The organism is Burkholderia sp. KCJ3K979 (assembly GCF_016759955.1).
Taxonomy (GTDB): Bacteria; Pseudomonadota; Gammaproteobacteria; order Burkholderiales; family Burkholderiaceae; genus Burkholderia; species Burkholderia orbicola.
In genome coordinates this window covers 1-17,570 of the sequence record NZ_JACFYV010000145.1, presented here as the reverse complement: position 1 = coordinate 17,570, position 17,570 = coordinate 1, and the positions used below count along the sequence as shown (strand labels likewise).

Sequence of the window (17,570 nt, the reverse complement as noted above, 5' to 3'; positions counted from 1 at the left end):
CCGCCCCGCCCTTCATACTCGGCCAATTGGCCATCCTTCCCCGCCCCACAAGCCTTTGACCACCCCGCAACATTCGTCAACACTTCCCTTACAAACGCGAACAAGAACGCTTCTCATTTAAAGAAAAATTACATAGAATGCCGCCTGAAAACAAATCGTAATAATTCCCGGCGGCATGCACGTTTCCGCAACGCACCGCCCCGGGGCCACACCGCGAGGTCGAAGCGCACCATGAAATCCCGTCCGGACGAGCTGAAGCTCGGTAAGTTCACCACCTTGTGCAGCGTGCTCGCCGCGAGCCCCGCGTTCGCCGACGGTACGCCGCCCGCGGCGCCCGCCAGCACCGAAGGCCACCTCGCACCGATCGAGATCCAGGGCAAGACCGAGCACAGCTACAAGGCCGACTTTTCCGCCTCCGCGAAATTCACCGCGCCGCTCGTCGACACGCCGAAATCCGTCACCGTGATCCCGCAGGAACTGATCCAGAGCAGCGGCGCGGCGACGCTGACCGAAGCGCTGCGCACCGTGCCCGGCATCACGTTCGGCGCCGGCGAAGGCGGCAACCCGCTCGGCGACCGTCCGTTCATCCGCGGCTACGACACGCAGGGCAGCATGTTCGTCGACGGCATGCGCGACACGGGCGCCACCACGCGCGAGATCTTCAATACCGAACGCGTCGAGATCACCAAGGGTTCCGACGGCGCGTACGGCGGCCGCGGCGGTGCCGGCGGCAGCATCAACCTGATCACGAAGGCCCCGCACCTCGGCACGACGGCCGCCGCGAGCGCGGGCCTCGGCACCGACCGCTATCGCCGCTTCACCGCCGACGGCAACTGGCAGTTCGCCGAGCACGCCGCGTTCCGCCTGAACCTGATGAGCCACAACAACGACGTCGCCGGCCGCGACACCGTCAACAACGAGCGCTGGGGCGTCGCGCCGTCGATCGCGTTCGGCCTCGGCACGCCCACGCGCGTGACCGCGAGCTACTACCACCTGCAGACGGACGACATGCCCGACGGCGGCATCCCGTATTTCTACACGACCTCGAACAAGCCCGCGAACGTCGGCACGATCTATCCGGCGCCCGTCGATCGCCACAACTTCTACGGCCTGATCGACCGTGACTTCCGCAAGACCACGTCGGACATCAGCACGATCAAGATCGAGCACGACATCACGCCGAATCTCACGGTGCGCAACACCACGCGCTATACGGAATCGACGCAGGACTACATCTGGACGCAGCCGGACGACAGCCAGGGCAACGTGGTGAACGGCAAGGTCTGGCGCCGCAACAACAACCGCAACAGCTCGATCAACAGCCTCGCGAACCTGACCGAGCTGTTCGGCGAATTCCGCACGGGCCCGTTCAAGCACAGCTTCACGACCGGCATCGAGCTGTCGCGCGAATGGGGCAAGCGCGATTCGTACACGGTCGCCACCGACAAGGGCACGATCTGCCAGAAAGGCATCGGTGCGCCGTCGGGCTACAACTGCACGAGCCTGTGGTCGCCGAACCCGAACGATCCGTGGGCCGGTTCGATCACGCGCAACAACGACTATGCACATGCGCGCACCACGACGAAGTCGATCTACGGCTTCGACACGATCGAGATCACGCCGCGCTGGCAAGTCAACGCCGGCGTGCGCGTCGACGACTACTCGACCCGCTTCACCGACACCAAGGCCAACGGCGGCAAGACCACCACGCGCGACGACACGCTCGTGAACTGGCAGGCCGGCCTCGTGTTCAAGCCCGCGCAGAACGGCAGCATCTACGCGTCGTATGCGACCTCGTCGACGCCCGCCGGCATGATGCTCGGCGAAGGCAGCGAAACGCAGTCGCTCACGCCGGGCCGCGGCGGCGTCGGCCCGAACGCCGATCAGCTTTCGCCGGAAAAGAACCGCAGCATCGAGTTCGGCACGAAGTGGAACGTGCTGAACGACAAGCTGTCGCTGACGGCCGCGCTGTTCCAGATCGACACGACCAACGCACGTGTGACGCTGCCGAACAACCAGTACGCGATGGTCGGCAACAAGCGCGTGCAGGGTCTCGAGCTCGGCCTCGCCGGCCAGATCACGAAGCAATGGCAGGTGTTCGGCGGCTACACGTACATGAAAAGCCAACTGCGCGACAACGGCAAGGACGCCGCGAACAACGGCAACCGCTTCCCGAACACGCCGAAGCACAGCCTCACGATGTGGTCGAACTACGACATCACGCCGAAGTTCACGGTCGGCGGCGGCGCGTTCTATATGTCGGAAGTATTCGGCGATCCCGCGAACCTGCGCGCCGTGCCGTCGTACTGGCGCTTCGACGCGATGGCGCAGTACCGGATCAACAAGAAGCTCGATCTGCAACTGAACGTGAACAACCTGTTCAACCGCACCTACTTCGATCAGGCGTATCCGGCGCACTATGCGTCGATCGCGCCGGGCCGCTCGGCGTTCGTCACGCTGAACGCGCGCTACTGATCGATGGAAGCCGTGTCGCTGAAGGCGCTCGCGTCGGTATCGCCGCGCGAGTTCGCCGACATCCTGGCCGGGCCGCCCGAGCGCGCCGCCGCGTGGGTCGCGGCGGCGGCCGACCACGGCATCGTCGACGCGCAGGCCGTCTACGGGCAATACCTGCTCGACGGGCACGGCGTCGCACGCGACCCGGCCGCCGCGCTCGACTGGTTCCGGCACGCCGCGCGGGCCGGCCACCCGATGGCGATGAACATGCTCGGGCGCTGTTACGAGTTCGGTTGGGGCACGGCCGCCTGCGCGCCGGTCGCCGTGTACTGGTATCGGCTCGCCGCGCAGGCGGGCCTCGACTGGGGCATGTACAACTACGCGACCGCACTTGCCCTCGGCAATGGCGTCGACGAGAACCGCGCCGACGCGCTCGACTGGTTCCGCCGCGCGGCCGCGCTCGGCCATGCGAAATCGATCAACCTGATCGGTGGGTTCTACGAGGATGGGTGGGTCGTCGCGGTCGACACCGACGCCGCGTTCGACCACTATCGCCGCGCCGCCGTTGCCGGCGACTTCCGCGGCCAGTTCAACTATGCACGGCTGCTCGCCGAGCGCGGGCGCGTCGACGAAGCGCTCGCGTGGCTCGCGCGGGTGCCGGCCACCGCGACACCCGCGTTCATCGCGAAGATGCGCGCGTATCTCGTGTCGTCGCCGCTCGACGCTTTTCGTTCGGCGGCCATGCAGCTGGCGCCGCACGCCATGGAATCCGCATCATGATGCTTCATATCCCCGGTGTACTGACCCGAGCGCAAGTCGCGCAGTGCCGCGACCTGCTCGATGCCGCCGAATGGGTCGACGGCAACGCGACGTCCGGCGCACAGTCGGCGCTCGCGAAACGCAACCGGCAACTGCCGGAAGGCTCGCCGGCCGCGCGTGCGGTGGGCGATGCGATCCAGGATGCACTTGCCCGCCATCCGCTGTTCTTTTCGGCGGCGCTGCCGCTCAAGGTATTTCCACCGCTATTCAATCGTTACGAAGGCGGCGAGACGTTCGGCACGCACGTCGACAACGCGATCCGGCTGCTGCGCGGCACGGATTTCCGCGTGCGCAGCGACCTGTCGGCGACGCTTTTTCTTGAGGAACCCGATGCATACGACGGCGGCGAGCTGTGCGTCGAGGATACGTACGGTGTCCATCGCGCGAAGCTGCCGGCCGGTGATCTCGTGTTGTATCCGGCGTCGAGCCTGCATCACGTGACGCCTGTGACGCGCGGCGAGCGCGTCGCGTCGTTCTTCTGGATTCAGAGCATGGTGCGCGACGACGGTGATCGCACGCTGCTGTTTCAGCTCGATACGCAGATTCAGGCGCTTTCCGCCGAAAAAGGGGCGAAGGACCCGGTGGTCATTTCGCTCACCGGGATTTATCACAACCTCTTGAGGAAGTGGGCGGATGCCTAGCGCGAGCCGGTCACGCCCCGGTGCTTGCGTCTCGTCGGAATACGGGTCTAAAATGACTATAGTCTTATGACCATGAACACATCATGATGCCGCACGCTCCCGTATCGAAATCCGAATTCAAGGCTCGCGCACTCGAATACTTCCGGCTCGTCGAGGCGTCGGGCGAAAGCCTGATCGTCACCGACCACGGCAAGCCAACGCTCGAGATCCGGCCGTATCGCTCCCGCGAAGCTCAGCCGTTGGACATATTGCGCGGTTCGGTCATGCGCTACGACAATCCTCTCGATCCGATTGCGGAAGATGATTGGGAGGCGTCGCGGTGATCGTGCTGGATACGCATGCATTGGTGTGGTGGGTGGCGGGCGATCCTGCGCTCAGCAAGAAGGCAAGAAGCGCAATCGATCGCGCGCGGAGCGAAGGCGCGCTCGCCGCATCCTCCATCTCCGCGTGGGAAATCGCGATGCTGGTGCGCAATGACCGCCTCGCCCTGACGATGGACGTCGACGCGTGGCTCGCCACCGTCGCGCAGATCGATGGCATGCGCTTCGTGCCCGTCGATGCGGACATCGCCGCGAAATCCACCGACCTGCCCGGCACGTTCCACAAGGATCCGGCCGATCGCATGATCGTCGCGACCGCGCGGCGGCTCGGCGCGCCGCTCGTCACCCGCGACGAAAAAATCCGCGCGTACGCACACGTCAAGACGCTTTGGTAAGCGTCTTGACGCCGCGAGGCAAACTGCCGCGCAGGTCACACCAGACTCTGGCATATTGGCGATTCGTCTGACCAAAACGACCACGGCCGCCCCATTCAACATCGGCCCACGGCCCGCAACCGTCCTCGCGCCATTTACCCGCTACCGTGATACCGCTCTCCGATCCCGCCGTCCGCTCGATCGCCCTGCAAGAGTCACACGAAGGGTTCGTCGATCTCGCAGGCTTCCATGACCGCATCGCCGTCGATCTCGACCGCCGCGATATCGAAAGCAGGAGCCCGCATTTCCTGAAAGTGCGTCGCGGCGTGGCGGAACGGCTGATCGCCGCCGCGCACGCGTTGCCCGCCGGCCTGCGCCTGTACGTCAAGGAAGGCTACCGTCCGCTGGCCCTGCAGCGCCAGTACTTCACCGAGCATCTCGCGCATCTGCGCCGGACGCTGAATCCGCTCCCGGACGAAGACACCCTGGTCGCCCTGACCAGCCACTACGTCGCACCGCCGGAAGTCGCCGCCCATCCGACGGGCGCCGCCATCGACCTCACGCTGATCTCGGCGGAAGGCATCGAGATCGACATGGGCACCATCATGAACGCCACCGACCAGGAATCGTCCGGCGCGTGCTATACGCACAACGCGTTCATCAGTCGCGCGGCCGCGCGAAACCGCCAGATCCTGATCGACGCGCTGACCCGCGCCGGCTTCACGAATTACCCGTCCGAATGGTGGCATTGGTCGTTCGGCGATCGCTATTGGGCCGTCATGCAGAACGAATCGCACGCAATTTACGGTCCCGTCGAGGAAAGCATGCTCGACGAAGCGTCGCGATGACGGTTTTCCCGATCCGGCATACGTGACTCGGTAACATCCTCACTTGCCGATCCCCGTGTGCTCCCGCACAATCGCAGCACCTGCCTCACTCCCCCCGCGCCGATGTCCTATGCGTCACTCGCCACCGGCGTCCTGCTCGCCGGCGGCCTTGGTCAACGCTTCGACCCGAGCGGCCTGCACAGCAAGCTGCTTGCTCGGCTTCCCGACGGGACGCCGGTCGCAGTCGCCGCCGCCCGCCGTCTCGCGGCCGCCACCGCCGACGTGATCGCCGTCGTGCGTCCCGGCGCCGAAAAGCTTGCGATGCTGCTGAACGAAGCCGGCTGTCAGGTCGTGTACGCACCCGACGCGTTGCGCGGCATGGGCGCGAGCCTCGCGGCCGGCGTCCGCACGACCCCCGACGCGAATGGCTGGCTCGTCGCGCTCGGCGATATGCCGTGGATCGCGGCGTCCACCTACGAAACGGTCGCCCGGGCACTCGAAGCCGACGACGCGTCGATCGTCGCACCCGCGCATCGCGGCGTACGCGGCCATCCGGTCGGTTTTGCCGCGCACCACTTCGATGCGCTCGCCGCCCTCGACGGCGACACGGGTGCCCGCGCACTGTTCGCCAGCGCGCCGGTGACGCTGCTCGACATCGACGATCCCGGCATCCTGCGCGACGTCGATACCCCGGCGGATTTGCGCTGACTTCGATTGCATGGGCCGGCAAGATTCCGCACGAAGCCCCCAATGTCCAGACTTCGTCGACGATCCGCAACCCGCCGCAAGAATCCCGCTGCAAACGCGCGCCCGATTGCCTATAACGGAGACGAGGCGCATCCGCCGCGCCACCGCCGTCACGCACTGCACGAGTTCTCCATGAGCGATCACACGACCCCGACGCCCGAGCCACCGGCCGACCCGAACCGCGATCCGGAAGACGATCCGTTCTCGTCGCCGCCCGGTCATCACGACAACCCGCAGCAGCCGGACGGTCCACCGAGCAAGGACCCGGTCTAACCGCACACTGCCCCGCTCCGCGAATGCGGCGCGCGACTACCGTGACGGGCCTAGCGCGCGGTATATCCGCCGTCGATCGGCAGCGACACGCCGCTGATCATCGACGCCGCATCGCTCAGCAAAAACAGGATCGGTTCGACGACTTCGTGCGGCTCCGCGAACCGGCCGAGCGGAATCGCAGCGAGCATCGGCGCACGCTTGTCCGGTTCGCTCCACGCGAACTGCGCCATCGGCGTGAGCGTGACGGTCGGGTTCACACTGTTCACACGAATGCCGTGCGGCCCGAGTTCGATACACAGCACGCGCGTGATCGCGTCCATCGCCGCCTTCGACGCGCAATAGCTCAGATGTGCGGGCAGGCCGACGAGTGCCGCCTGACTCGACACGTTGACGATGCTACCCCGTGCGTGCGCCGCGCCACGTCCGTCGCGTCCGATCATCTTGCGCGCCACGGCCCGCGCGACGAGCGCCGCGCCACGCGCATTGACGGCCATCACGCGATCGAAATGTACGGCCTCGACATCGAGCGCCGGTTCGAGCGACGCGATCCCCGCGCAATTGACGAGGCCGTCGAACGCGTCGTACGCGGCGAGTGCTGCGTCGATCGCGTGTTGATCGCCGCCGACATCCATGCGCAACGCATCGCACGCAATCTCGCCGGCAAGCGTGTCGAGTGCGGCCATGTCGCGCCCCGCCGCGACGACGCGCGCCCCCGCCTGCGCCAGCGCGACCGCGCATGCGCGGCCGATTCCGCTCGAGGCGCCCGTGACGAGCATCGTTGACCCGCCGAAATCGAATCGTGTGTTCATGATGACGTGCCCAGCCTGTGCATGATCGGCTTGAGTGCCGGATAGAGCGCCGTATAGAGCGCAAAACGCGCATCGTACGTTTGCACGCGCTCGGCATCGGGCCGTGCACGCTCGACGAGTGTGACCCAGCCGCCCTGCGCGTCATCGCGCGACACGAGCCCCGCGCCGACGCCCGCGAGCAGCGCGGCGCCCATCGCGGCTTCGACGTCCTGCTCGATCGTCCATACCGGAAAGCCCGTCACGTCCGCGATGATCTGCATCCACAGCGCCGAATGCGCGGCGCCGCCGACGACGATCAATCGGTCGTCCAGCGCCACCGCGCCGCGGCGGCCCGCCTCGATGTTGTGGCGCAACGCGAACGCGACGCCTTCGAGCACCGCACGATAAAGATGCGCACGGGTATGCGCGAGACTCAGCCCGACGAACGCGCCGCTCGCCTTCGCATCCCATACCGGGCTGCGTTCGCCCATCAGATACGGCAGGAACAGCACGCCGTCGGCGCCGGCCGGCACGCGCTCGGCCGCCTCCTCCAGCAGCACGTGCGGATCGCCGTGCGGCAGCAGGCGCGCCGCATCGATTTCCGCGTGACAGAACTGGTCGCGAAACCACGCCACCGACGCGCCGGCCGTGATCGCGCCGCCGAACACATACAGGTCGCGCTGCCCGTCGAACACGTGCGGCATGCTGACGAGGCCATGGCGCGCATCGACATGCCGGTTCACGTAGCCCCAGCACATGCTGGTGCCGATCATCGCGACGTGCTGCCCGGTACGCGTCGCGCCGGCCGCGAAGGTCGCCACCGCGGCATCGACGCCGCCCGCGACGACCGGCGTGCCGGCCGGCAGCCCGAGTTGCGCGGTCCATTGCGACAGCAGGCCGCCGACGACGTCCGTCGAATCGACCAGCCGCTCGGGCATCATCGTCGCCGGAATGCCGAGCATGTCGAGCGCGTCGTCGGACCACTCGCGACGCGCGACGTCGTACACGCCGCCGATATTGCCGGCCGAACTGTGGTCGACCGCGACTTCGCCGGTCAGCAGGTAGATCACGTACGCGTTCGGCGGCAGGAAATAGCGCACGTTCGCCCACACGTCGGGCCGCTGATCGCGCAGCCAGAGCATCTTGGTGAAGCCGTAGTAGCTGTCGACGCCGTTGCCGGTGATCACGCGCAGCCGCTCGACGTTCACGTGTTCGTTGACCCAGTCGACTTCGGCGGTCGCGCGCCGGTCCATCCAGATCAGGCACGGATGCAGCGGCCGCATGTCGATGTCGACCGGGATGCCCGAGCCGCCGTACAGGCTGCTCACGCACACCGCACGAATCGCGTCGGCCGGCACGCCCTGCGCGCGCGCGTCGCTCACGCAGCCGGCGATGCAGCCGAGCACCGCGTCGAACCACACCTGCGGCCACTGCTCGGCCCACAGCGGACGCGGCGTATCGGGCTGGTAGCCGGCCGAGCGCCGCGCGACGATCGTGCCGTGCCGGTCGACGAGCAGCGCCTTGGTGCTCTGCGTGCCGATGTCGACGCCTATGACGTATTCCATGATGTCTCCGGTGAGGCGCGCGCCGGCCGTCAGCGGGCCGGCTTCAGCAGCACCTTGATCGATTCGGGCGATTTCGCGACGCGGATCGCATCGTCCCAGTCTTCCAGCGCGAAACCGTGCGTGACGATGCCCTTCGACGTAACGAGCCCGCGCGCGAGCAGGTCGATCGCGACCGGATAGCAGTATGGCCCGAGGTGCGCGCCGCGTACGTCGAGCTCCTTGCGGTCGCCGATGATCGACCAGTCGACGGTCGCATCCTCGCCGAACACGCTGAATTCGACGAAGCGGCCGAGCTTGCGGATCAGGTCGAGCCCCTGGCTCACGCCGACCGGCGCGCCGGTCGTCTCGATGTACACGTCGCAGCCGTAGCCGTCGGTGAGCGCGCGGACGATCTCGCGCGCGTCGTCGCGCTGGGGGTTGATCGTCACGTCGGCGCCGTACTGGCGCGCGAGTTCGAGCCGTTCGTCGATCAGGTCGATCACGACGAGTTTCTTCGGCGTCTTCAGGTGCGCGACCTGCGTCATCATCAGCCCGAGCGGGCCCGCGCCCGCGATCACGACGACGTCGTCGAGCTGGACGTCGCCGCGGTTCACCGTGTGGATCGCGCACGCCAGCGGCTCGATGATCGCCGCATCCTCGAGCGATACGCCGAGCGGAATCTTGTGAACGATCGCGGTCGGCGGAATGCGCATGTACTCGGCCATCCCGCCGTCGGCGACCTCGCGCTGGAAACCGAAGATATTGTGCACCTCGCACATCCAGTACTGGCCCGACTTGCAGTAGCGGCACTTGCCGCACGGCACGATCTGCTCGGCGATCACGCGGTCGCCCAGCGCCACGCCGAAATGCTCGGCCGCGCCGTCGCCGAGCGCTTCGACGTAGCCGAAGAATTCGTGGCCGGGAATCACCGGCGCCTTTACCCACGGGCTCGGTCCGCCCCAGAACATCTTGGCGCCGGTGTAGCACTTGCAGTCGCTCGCGCAGATCCCGCACGCGGCGATGCGGATCACGAGTTCGTTCGCGCCGGGATTCGGCTTCGCGACCTGTTCGACGCGATAGTCCTCGGGGCCGTGGCAGACGACCGCGGTCATGCGCGGCTGGGCTTCGGGTGTCGTCATGAGTTGTCTCTTTCCTGAGTGATTCGGATACCGGATTAATCAAGCGTTACCGCGATCGCTCGCGGCTGATGTAGATCGCGAGCAGGATGATTCCGCCCTTGATCACGTTCTGCACATACGGGTTCACGCCGATCATGTTGAGCCCGTTGTTGAGCACGCCGAGCAGCAGCGCGCCGACCAGCGTGCCGAGGATCGCCCCGCGCCCGCCGGAGATCGACGTGCCGCCCATCACGACGGCCGCGATCGCGTCGAGTTCGAAGCCCACGCCCGCGTTCGGCTGCCCGCTCATCAGGCGCCCGGTCAGCACGATCGCGGCGAGCGCCGACGTGAGCCCGGCCAGCGTGTAGACGATCAGCTTCACGCGCGCGACCCGCACGCCGGTGAGCCGCGTCGCCTGCTCGTTGCCGCCGATCGCATACACGTAGCGGCCGAACGGCATCCGGTCGAGCAGCAGCCACGCGATCGCGTAGACCACCAGCATGATCAGCACCGGCGCCTGGATGCCGAGCACCTTGCCGCTGCCGAAGAACGCGACCCAGTCGGGCAGCCCGTCGATCGGATAGCCGCCCGTGTAGATCAGTGCGAGGCCGCGCGCGATGCCCATCGTCGCGAGCGTGACGATGATCGGCGGCATCCCGGCGAACGCGACGAACACGCCGTTCAGGAAGCCGAAGCCGAGGCCGACCGCGATGCCGATCGCCAGCGCGGCAACGGCGTTGACGCCCGCGACCATCAACCCGGCCGCGAGCGTGCCCGACAGCGCCATCACCGAGCCGACCGACAGGTCGATCCCGCCGGTCAGGATCACGCAGGTCATGCCGACCGCGATGATCGCGTTGATCGAGACCTGGCGCAGCACGTTCTCGAGGTTCGCGGCGGACAGGAAGCTCGGGCTCGCGATCATCATCGCGATGCACACGACGATCAGGCCGACGAGCGGATAGAACAGCGTCGAGCGGCGCAACTGCGCCCACATCGCGCGGGGCGGCGGCGCGTCGCCGTTTCCGGCGGTGGCCGCGAGCGTCGTGGAACGCGTGGAAGAAGAATCAGGCAGGTTCATGGGTCGCTCCTCGCGTGCCGGCCGTGGCATAGGTCATGACCGTGTCGGGATCGATCTCGTCGCCGGCGAGCGTCGCCTCGATGCGGCCCTGCCGGAACACGGCGACGCGATCGCACATGCCGACGATTTCCGGCAATTCGGACGAGATCATGATGATGGCGTAGCCGCGCGCGGTGAGTTCGCGCATCAGCCCGTAGATTTCGGCTTTCGCGCCGACGTCGATGCCGCGCGTCGGCTCGTCGAAGATCAGCACCGACGTGTGATGATTCAGCCAGCGCGCGATCACGACCTTCTGCTGGTTGCCGCCGGACAGCGTCGCGACCTCGGTATGGATCGACGGCGCCTTCACGCCGACGCGCCGCATCACGTCGTGCGTGGTGCGTGCCTCGCCGCGCCGGTCGATCAGCCAGCGCATCGACCGGTACTTGCCGAGGTTGTTCAGCGAGATGTTGTCGCGAATCGAGAACGACGTGACGAGCCCTTCCGTCTTGCGGCTTTCCGGCAGGATGCCGATGCCCGCGCGCAGCGCGTCGGCCGGATCGGCGAGCTTCGCCGCCGCGCCGCGCACGCGCAGTTCCTTGCGATGCGCGCGCGTCGCGCCGATCACCGCGAGCGCGGTTTCGGTGCGTCCCGAACCGACGAGCCCCGCGAAACCGAGGATCTCGCCTTCATGCAACGCAAAGCGGTTCACCGGGCCGTCGCGCTCGATCTGCAGCGCTTCGACTTCGAGCACGGCCGGCGCATCGGCCCGTAATACTGGCTTCGGCGGAAAGCTGCTCTCGATCCGGCGACCGACCATCATGCGCACCAGTTGCTCGACGTCGGTGTGCGCGACCTCGGTCGTCGCGACATACTGGCCGTCGCGCAGCACCGTGATGCGGTCGCACACCGCGAAGATCTCGTCCAGATGATGCGAAATGAAGATCATCGCGACGCCCTGCCGCTTCAGCTCGCGCATGATCGCGAACAGGTGTTCGGCCTCGGCCGGCGTCAGCGTCGCGGTCGGTTCGTCGAGGATCAGGATGCGCGCGTCGAGCGACAGCGCCTTGCCGATCTCGACGAACTGCTGCTGCGCGACCGACAGCGTGCGGATTGGCGCATCGAGATCGATCGCCACGCCCAGGCGCGCGAAGATGGCCGCGGCCGCCGCGCGCATCCGCTTGCGGTCGCGCGCGCCCCAGCGATTGCGCAGCTCGCGGCCGAGGAACAGGTTGTCGACGGCATCGAGGTGCGGAATCAGGCTGAACTCCTGAAACACGATGCCGACGCCGGCCGCGACCGCGTCGTGATAGTCCGCGAAATGGCGCACGGCGCCGTCGATCTCGATCGTGCCGGCATCCGGCTGGTGGATGCCGCACAGGATCTTCATCAGCGTCGACTTGCCCGCGCCGTTCTCGCCGAGCAGCGCATGGATCTCGCCGCGCGCGATTTCCAGATCGATGTCGGACAGCGCCTTCACACCGGGAAAGCTTTTCGTGATGTGGCTGAGCCTGAGTATCGTGTCCATCGGCTTCTCCGTGCGAAGGGCGTCGGCCACGCCGCCGCCCTTCGCGTCGCGTCGCACGTCGTTCACCAGCTGAAACCCTTCGCGTTGCCGCGATCGACGACCTTCACGTCGACGGGGATCGCCTTCGGCACCGTCGCACCCCACTTGCGCGCGATCGCGATGCCGAGCGCGATGCGCACCTGGTCGGCCGGGAACTGCGCGGTCGTCTCGATGAACTTCGAGTTCGGCTTCTGGATCGCGGCGATCGCCTCGGGTGCGCCGTCGACGCTCGTCAGCTTGATGTCCTTGCCGGAGCCCTCGATCGCGGCGAGCGCGCCCATCGAGCCGCCGTCGTTCACGCTGAAGAGCCCCTTCAGGTTCGGATGCGCGGAGATCATGTTCTCGGTGACCGACAACGCGGTCGCGCGCTCCTGCTTGCCGTTCTGCGTATCGACGAGCTTCACGTTCGGGAATTTCGCGAGCCCGGCCTTGCAGCCGCGCACGCGTTCGAGAATCGGCACGACCGGAATGCCGTCGAGGATCGCGACCTCGCCGCTGCCGCCGATCGCCTTCGCGAGGTATTCGCACGACATCACGCCCGCGTCGTAGTTCTTCGAGCCGACGAACGAATCGACCGGGCCGTTCGCGTTCGCATCGACGGCGACGACCACCGCGCCCGCCTTCTTCGCCTGCGTGATCGCCGACTGGATGCCGGTCGAATCGGTCGGGTTCACGAGCAGGATGTCGATCTTCTTCTGCAGCATGTCCTCGACGTCGCTCACCTGCTTGCTGACGTCGTGATGCGCGTCGGTGACGACGACCTGCGCGCCGATCGACGCGGCCGCGTCGTTCAGCGCCTTCTGCATCGTCACGAAGTACGGGTTGTTCAGTTCCTGGAACGTCATGCCGATCCGCAGCGGCGCGGCATGCGCGGCGGCGGCGGGCAACAGGGCCGCGCCGGCGAGCGCGGCAACGGCCGCCAGGCGGGCGGCGCGACGGACGGATGAGGCGGGCGATGCGTGCGTCATGACGGTGTCTCCAAAAATTGTGTGCGGCTTTTTCGTGGGTGAATGCGCCCCTCGCGACGTGAGCGACGCGATCGGCGGGGTAAAACGGCGGGGAAACTCAGGCGGGCAACGGCCCGGCGGTCATCCGGGCTGCGGCATGAGTTCGGGCGCACCGGGCGTCAGCACGCGCGGCGGCAGCGGATTACCGGTCGGCGCCGCATGCAGCGCCAGCTCGCGGCTGCGCGCGTTCAGGCGCTGCAGCGCACGGAATTCGGACGGCGCCATCCCCTTCACCGCGCGGAACTGGCGGTTGAAGTTCGACACGTTGTTGAAGCCGGCCTGGAAACAGATGTCGGTGATGCTCGCGTTGTCGGCGAGCAGCATCTGGCAGGCGGACTCGATCCGCAGACGATTCACGTACTGGACGAACGGCATGCCGGTGTGGCGATGGAACGTGCGCGAGAACGCGCTGACGCTCTGCCCGGTCAGTTGCGCGAGATCGGATTCGCGCAGCTCGGACGCGAGGTTCTTGCCGATATACGACAGCGCGTGGCTCAGGCGCGTGGGCGTGACATCGGCCTGGTCGTACGCGGGGCTCGCGAGCAGCGTGCGTTCGGCCGCGCCGCACAGCCGCTCCAGGATCGTCATGAACAGCGCGATGCGGCGCATGCCGCGCGCGGTCAACAGTTCATCGAACAACGGCGCGATTGCAGCGCTCGTCGCGGCATCGAAGCCGACCCCACGCCGCGCGTCGTCCAGCAGCGTCTGCGCATCGCGGCATTCGGGGAACGCGTCCATGCAGCGGCGCACGAACGACGGATCGAACTGGATCACGAGATTGCGGCGCTCGACGGTTTCGCCTTCGGCCATGTCGCTGACCCAGTTGTGCGGCAGATTCGGGCCGAGCAGCACGAGATGGCCGGGGCCGAACGAGCCGATGTGATCGCCGACGAAATACTTGCCGTGCGTCGCGACGATCAGGTGCAACTCGAATTCGGGATGGAAATGCCAGCGGATCGTGCGATACGGATAGCCGTGCGACCAGACCTTGAACGACTCGTCGCGTCGCACGTCGACCACTTCGAGATCGGGGTGCATCATGTTGGCGTCTCCATTCCCATATATTGCTGGCCGGCCTGTTCGGCTGTGCGCGCATCGCCGCGTGTCTCGCGCGGCGATGCGACCGGTCGCATGGGAAGCAATGTAGGTCGATCGAGCGCGCGGCTCCACCAACTTTACGCCTGATTTTCGATACTTTTTTGCCGCCCACCGGCTGAAATGGCGCCGGATGGCAAATTTGTTGCAGCGCGGAACGACGCGGGCGGCCGCCCGCGCCACGGCCAGCACCGGCTTATGCCGCCGCGTGCTCGCGCGCCGTGCGTACCTCGTACGTCTTCAGGTGGTTGTACGCGATCCGCAGCAGCGACAGCGTGTCTGTCGCCTGCGGGTCGCGCCGCGCGAGCAGGTCGCCGATCACGTGATCGGCTTCGACGCGCGCGTGGTTCTCGACGTCACGCAGCATCGACGCGGTCAGCGGCGACGGCGTCAACACCATCCGCTGCATCCGCTCGCTGGCCGCCGGATCGGGCCGGTGGCCGTTGTGTTCCGCGATCGCGCTGCATTCGGCGAGCATCGTCTCGAGCAGACGGCGGCCGTCCGGCGCGGCGAGAATGTCGCCGATCGAACCGCGAAACAGCGACGTACTCGCGGCGAGCGTCGCGAGGAACACCCACTTGTCCCACATCCGCGCGGCGATGTCGTCGCTGAGCGTGGCATCGAAACCCGCGCCGCCGAGCACGTCGGCCACCGCGCGCACGCGCGGCGATTCGCCGCCGGCAAGCTCGCCGAACGATACGCCGTGCGTGTCGTTCAGGTGCACGATGCGCTGCTCGCGATCGAGCGTCGCCGCGATCACGCACAACCCGCCGAGCACCTGCGCGGCGCCGAAGCGCTCGCGCAGCACGTCGAGATGGCGCATCCCGTTGAGCATCGGCAGGATCAATGTCTGCGGGCCGACGAACGGCGCGAACGATGCAATCGCGTCGTCGAGGCTGTACGCCTTGCAACTCAGCAGCACGAGGTCGAACGGCGCGACGCCGGCGCCTGCATCGCCCGCGCGCACGGTCTGCACGTTCGCGAGCGTCAGGTCGCCGCGCGGGCTGCGGATCAGCAAGCCGTCGCGCGCGAGAGCGGCAGCGCGGCCGTCGCGCACCAGGAACGTCACGTCGCGCCCCGCCGCGACCAGCCGGCCGCCGAAGTATCCGCCGACCGCGCCGGCCCCTACCACCAGAATCCGCATCGTTGCCTCCTTTCGGTTTCGGTCGGCGTCGCGCTGCCGCCCGTGCGAGGCGCGACGCCGACCGTCGCCCGACAGTATAGCGGTCGCTGTTATGCATATGCATAGATGCCCGCGCTCGCGTCGCGGGCATGGGGAAATGATGGCTTCTAAGGGATTTCCCGTCTACGGCGACGCGCATGGCGCGCCGTCAAACCACTTATCCCGTCACGCCGCTCCGGCGAGCTTCCACGACTGACCGACCTCATACCATGCGCAATCTTTCCCTGAATCAGAAACTCGCCTCGATGATCGTCATCCTGTGGCTCGGCCTGCTCGTGATCGCCGGGCTCGGCGCATGGCAGACCCGCGCGTCGATGATCGCGGACCGCCGCGACCAGCTCGCATCGCTGGTCGCGCAGGCCGCGAGCGTGACCGATCACTACTACAAGCTGTCGCAGCAGAATGTGATGCCGGAAGCCGACGCGAAGCAGAAGGCGATCGAGGCGATCGCCGCGATGCGGCACGGCGCCGACGGCTATATCTCGATCAACGATTCGAAACCGGTGATCGTGATGCATCCGATCAAGGCCGAGCTCAACGGCAAGGACGTGTCGAACTTCACCGATCCGAACGGCAAGCACCTGTTCGTCGAGATCGTGAAGGCCGGCAACGCGGAAGGCGGCAAGGGCTTCGTCGAATATCTGTGGCCGAAGCCGGGCGCGGACAAGCCGCAGGAGAAAACCAGCGCCGTGCAGCGCTTCGCGCCGTGGGACTGGTACCTGGTGACCGGCATGTACATGAACGACGTGCGCTCGGCGGTGCTCGCGAGCATCGGCCGCTGGCTGGCGATGACGGCCGTGCTCGGCGCGATCGCGACGGCCGTGATGGTGCTGGTGCTGAAAAGCGTGCGCGCGAGCCTCGGCGGCGAACTCGAAGCGGCGCTCGACGCCGCGCAGCGCATCGCGCAGGGCGACCTGACCGCGCGCGTGATCGTGAAGCACGACGATCGCGGCAGCCTGCTGCATGCGCTGCACACGATGCAGGGCGGGCTGATCGACATGGTGTCGCGCGTCCGGATGGGCACCGAGAACATCAACGTGGGCGCGAGCGAAATCGCATCCGGCAACACGGACCTGTCGCAGCGCACCGAGGAACAGGCGGCCGCGCTCGTGCAAACCGCGTCGAGCATGGACGAGATGACCGCGAACGTGAAGCAGAACGCGGACAGCGCCGCGCAGGCCGCGTCGCTCGCCGGCCAGGCCGCGCAGGTCGCGACGCGCGGCAGCGAAGTGGTCGACGACGTCGTGCGCACGATGAACGAGATCACCGACCGCTCGCACAAGATCGGCGACATCATCGGCGTGATCGACGGGATCGCGTTCCAGACCAACATCCTCGCGCTGAACGCGGCCGTGGAAGCGGCCCGCGCGGGCGAACAGGGCCGCGGCTTCGCGGTGGTCGCGGCCGAAGTGCGATCGCTCGCGCAACGCTCGGCGACGGCGGCCAAGGAGATCAAGTCGCTGATCGTGTCGTCGAACGAGACGGTCCAGCACGGCGCGACGCTCGTCACGCATGCAGGCGAGACGATGGCCGAGATCGTGCAGTCGGTGCGGCGCGTGAACGAGATCCTCGACGAAATCAGCCACGCATCCCGCGAACAGAGCGCCGGGATCGAGCAGGTCAACCGCGCGGTGGGCGAGATGGACCAGGTCACGCAGCAGAACGCGGCGCTCGTCGAACAGGCCGCGGCAGCCGCGCATTCGCTGCGCGATCAGGCCGAGGCGCTGCGCGACGCGGTGACGCGGTTCGCGTT

The 17,570-nt window shown here is 67.1% G+C and carries 17 protein-coding genes; 9 read left to right on the top strand and 8 right to left on the bottom strand.

What is annotated here, in order from left to right; all coding sequences use genetic code 11:
- The first annotated feature begins 231 nt into the window (after positions 1-231).
- From H3O04_RS24860 to H3O04_RS24825, 8 genes are all read left to right on the top strand, one after another.
- Positions 232-2,475 carry a TonB-dependent receptor gene (locus H3O04_RS24860; RefSeq protein WP_202588641.1) on the top strand — a complete coding sequence of 748 codons (2,244 nt, stop codon included), beginning with the start codon at positions 232-234 and terminating at the stop codon, positions 2,473-2,475.
- 3 nt (positions 2,476-2,478) lie between these two features.
- Positions 2,479-3,234, top strand: a complete 756-nt coding sequence (locus H3O04_RS24855; protein ID WP_202588640.1) for a tetratricopeptide repeat protein — start codon at positions 2,479-2,481, stop codon at positions 3,232-3,234.
- On the top strand, positions 3,231-3,914 hold the full coding sequence (locus H3O04_RS24850; protein WP_023477480.1) for a Fe2+-dependent dioxygenase: 684 nt from the start codon (positions 3,231-3,233) through the stop codon (positions 3,912-3,914). Before H3O04_RS24855 ends, H3O04_RS24850 begins: the two co-directional genes overlap by 4 nt.
- A gap of 83 nt (positions 3,915-3,997) precedes the next feature.
- Positions 3,998-4,237: a type II toxin-antitoxin system Phd/YefM family antitoxin gene (locus H3O04_RS24845; RefSeq protein WP_021158157.1), complete on the top strand. Its 240-nt coding sequence runs from the start codon at positions 3,998-4,000 to the stop codon at positions 4,235-4,237.
- Positions 4,234-4,629, top strand: coding sequence for a type II toxin-antitoxin system VapC family toxin (locus H3O04_RS24840; protein WP_202588642.1), 396 nt, complete (start codon positions 4,234-4,236; stop codon positions 4,627-4,629). The genes H3O04_RS24845 and H3O04_RS24840 overlap by 4 nt, the downstream gene beginning before the upstream one ends.
- A 146-nt stretch (positions 4,630-4,775) precedes the next feature.
- Positions 4,776-5,456, top strand: a complete 681-nt coding sequence (locus H3O04_RS24835; RefSeq protein ID WP_202588639.1) for a M15 family metallopeptidase — start codon at positions 4,776-4,778, stop codon at positions 5,454-5,456.
- Between the two features lie 102 nt (positions 5,457-5,558).
- A complete protein-coding gene (locus H3O04_RS24830; protein ID WP_023477476.1) occupies positions 5,559-6,143 on the top strand; it encodes a nucleotidyltransferase family protein in 585 nt (194 codons plus the stop codon).
- A gap of 171 nt (positions 6,144-6,314) precedes the next feature.
- Positions 6,315-6,455, top strand: coding sequence for a hypothetical protein (locus H3O04_RS24825; protein ID WP_012339712.1), 141 nt, complete (start codon positions 6,315-6,317; stop codon positions 6,453-6,455).
- A 50-nt stretch (positions 6,456-6,505) separates the two neighbouring features.
- On the opposite strand, the gene H3O04_RS24820 is transcribed toward H3O04_RS24825, so the two are convergent.
- The 8 genes from H3O04_RS24820 to panE form a co-directional block, all read right to left on the bottom strand.
- On the bottom strand, positions 6,506-7,264 hold the full coding sequence (locus tag H3O04_RS24820) for an SDR family oxidoreductase (RefSeq protein WP_027812835.1): 759 nt from the start codon (positions 7,262-7,264) through the stop codon (positions 6,506-6,508).
- On the bottom strand, positions 7,261-8,808 hold the full coding sequence (locus H3O04_RS24815; RefSeq protein WP_034175228.1) for an FGGY-family carbohydrate kinase: 1,548 nt from the start codon (positions 8,806-8,808) through the stop codon (positions 7,261-7,263). Before H3O04_RS24815 ends, H3O04_RS24820 begins: the two co-directional genes overlap by 4 nt.
- A gap of 29 nt (positions 8,809-8,837) precedes the next feature.
- Positions 8,838-9,926, bottom strand: a complete 1,089-nt coding sequence (locus H3O04_RS24810; RefSeq protein WP_202588638.1) for an alcohol dehydrogenase catalytic domain-containing protein — start codon at positions 9,924-9,926, stop codon at positions 8,838-8,840.
- Positions 9,927-9,972: 46 nt separating this feature from the next.
- Positions 9,973-10,986, bottom strand: a complete 1,014-nt coding sequence (locus H3O04_RS24805; RefSeq protein ID WP_034175227.1) for an ABC transporter permease — start codon at positions 10,984-10,986, stop codon at positions 9,973-9,975.
- Positions 10,973-12,493, bottom strand: coding sequence for a sugar ABC transporter ATP-binding protein (locus H3O04_RS24800; protein ID WP_202588637.1), 1,521 nt, complete (start codon positions 12,491-12,493; stop codon positions 10,973-10,975). Before H3O04_RS24800 ends, H3O04_RS24805 begins: the two co-directional genes overlap by 14 nt.
- 62 nt (positions 12,494-12,555) lie before the next feature.
- Entirely contained in the window at positions 12,556-13,500 is a 945-nt protein-coding gene (locus H3O04_RS24795; protein WP_034175226.1) for a substrate-binding domain-containing protein, read from the bottom strand.
- A gap of 120 nt (positions 13,501-13,620) precedes the next feature.
- Positions 13,621-14,580 carry an AraC family transcriptional regulator gene (locus tag H3O04_RS24790; protein ID WP_202588636.1) on the bottom strand — a complete coding sequence of 320 codons (960 nt, stop codon included), beginning with the start codon at positions 14,578-14,580 and terminating at the stop codon, positions 13,621-13,623.
- A gap of 250 nt (positions 14,581-14,830) precedes the next feature.
- Positions 14,831-15,778 carry a 2-dehydropantoate 2-reductase gene (gene panE / locus H3O04_RS24785; protein WP_034175225.1) on the bottom strand — a complete coding sequence of 316 codons (948 nt, stop codon included), beginning with the start codon at positions 15,776-15,778 and terminating at the stop codon, positions 14,831-14,833.
- A 248-nt stretch (positions 15,779-16,026) separates the two neighbouring features.
- Between panE and H3O04_RS24780 the strand changes: the two genes are divergently transcribed.
- Positions 16,027-17,570: methyl-accepting chemotaxis protein (locus tag H3O04_RS24780; protein WP_202588635.1), on the top strand; the 1,544-nt coding region annotated here is incomplete at its 3' end.

Coding starts and splice junctions, on each gene's coding strand:
- H3O04_RS24860 (WP_202588641.1), top strand. CDS start 232: ATGAAATCCCGTCCGGACGAGCTGAAGCTCGGTAAGTTCACCACCTTG.
- H3O04_RS24855 (WP_202588640.1), top strand. CDS start 2,479: ATGGAAGCCGTGTCGCTGAAGGCGCTCGCGTCGGTATCGCCGCGCGAG.
- H3O04_RS24850 (WP_023477480.1), top strand. CDS start 3,231: ATGATGCTTCATATCCCCGGTGTACTGACCCGAGCGCAAGTCGCGCAG.
- H3O04_RS24845 (WP_021158157.1), top strand. CDS start 3,998: ATGATGCCGCACGCTCCCGTATCGAAATCCGAATTCAAGGCTCGCGCA.
- H3O04_RS24830 (WP_023477476.1), top strand. CDS start 5,559: ATGTCCTATGCGTCACTCGCCACCGGCGTCCTGCTCGCCGGCGGCCTT.
- H3O04_RS24825 (WP_012339712.1), top strand. CDS start 6,315: ATGAGCGATCACACGACCCCGACGCCCGAGCCACCGGCCGACCCGAAC.
- H3O04_RS24820 (WP_027812835.1), bottom strand. CDS start 7,264: ATGAACACACGATTCGATTTCGGCGGGTCAACGATGCTCGTCACGGGC.
- H3O04_RS24815 (WP_034175228.1), bottom strand. CDS start 8,808: ATGGAATACGTCATAGGCGTCGACATCGGCACGCAGAGCACCAAGGCG.
- H3O04_RS24810 (WP_202588638.1), bottom strand. CDS start 9,926: ATGACGACACCCGAAGCCCAGCCGCGCATGACCGCGGTCGTCTGCCAC.
- H3O04_RS24805 (WP_034175227.1), bottom strand. CDS start 10,986: ATGAACCTGCCTGATTCTTCTTCCACGCGTTCCACGACGCTCGCGGCC.
- H3O04_RS24800 (WP_202588637.1), bottom strand. CDS start 12,493: ATGGACACGATACTCAGGCTCAGCCACATCACGAAAAGCTTTCCCGGT.
- H3O04_RS24795 (WP_034175226.1), bottom strand. CDS start 13,500: ATGACGCACGCATCGCCCGCCTCATCCGTCCGTCGCGCCGCCCGCCTG.
- H3O04_RS24790 (WP_202588636.1), bottom strand. CDS start 14,580: ATGATGCACCCCGATCTCGAAGTGGTCGACGTGCGACGCGACGAGTCG.
- panE (WP_034175225.1), bottom strand. CDS start 15,778: ATGCGGATTCTGGTGGTAGGGGCCGGCGCGGTCGGCGGATACTTCGGC.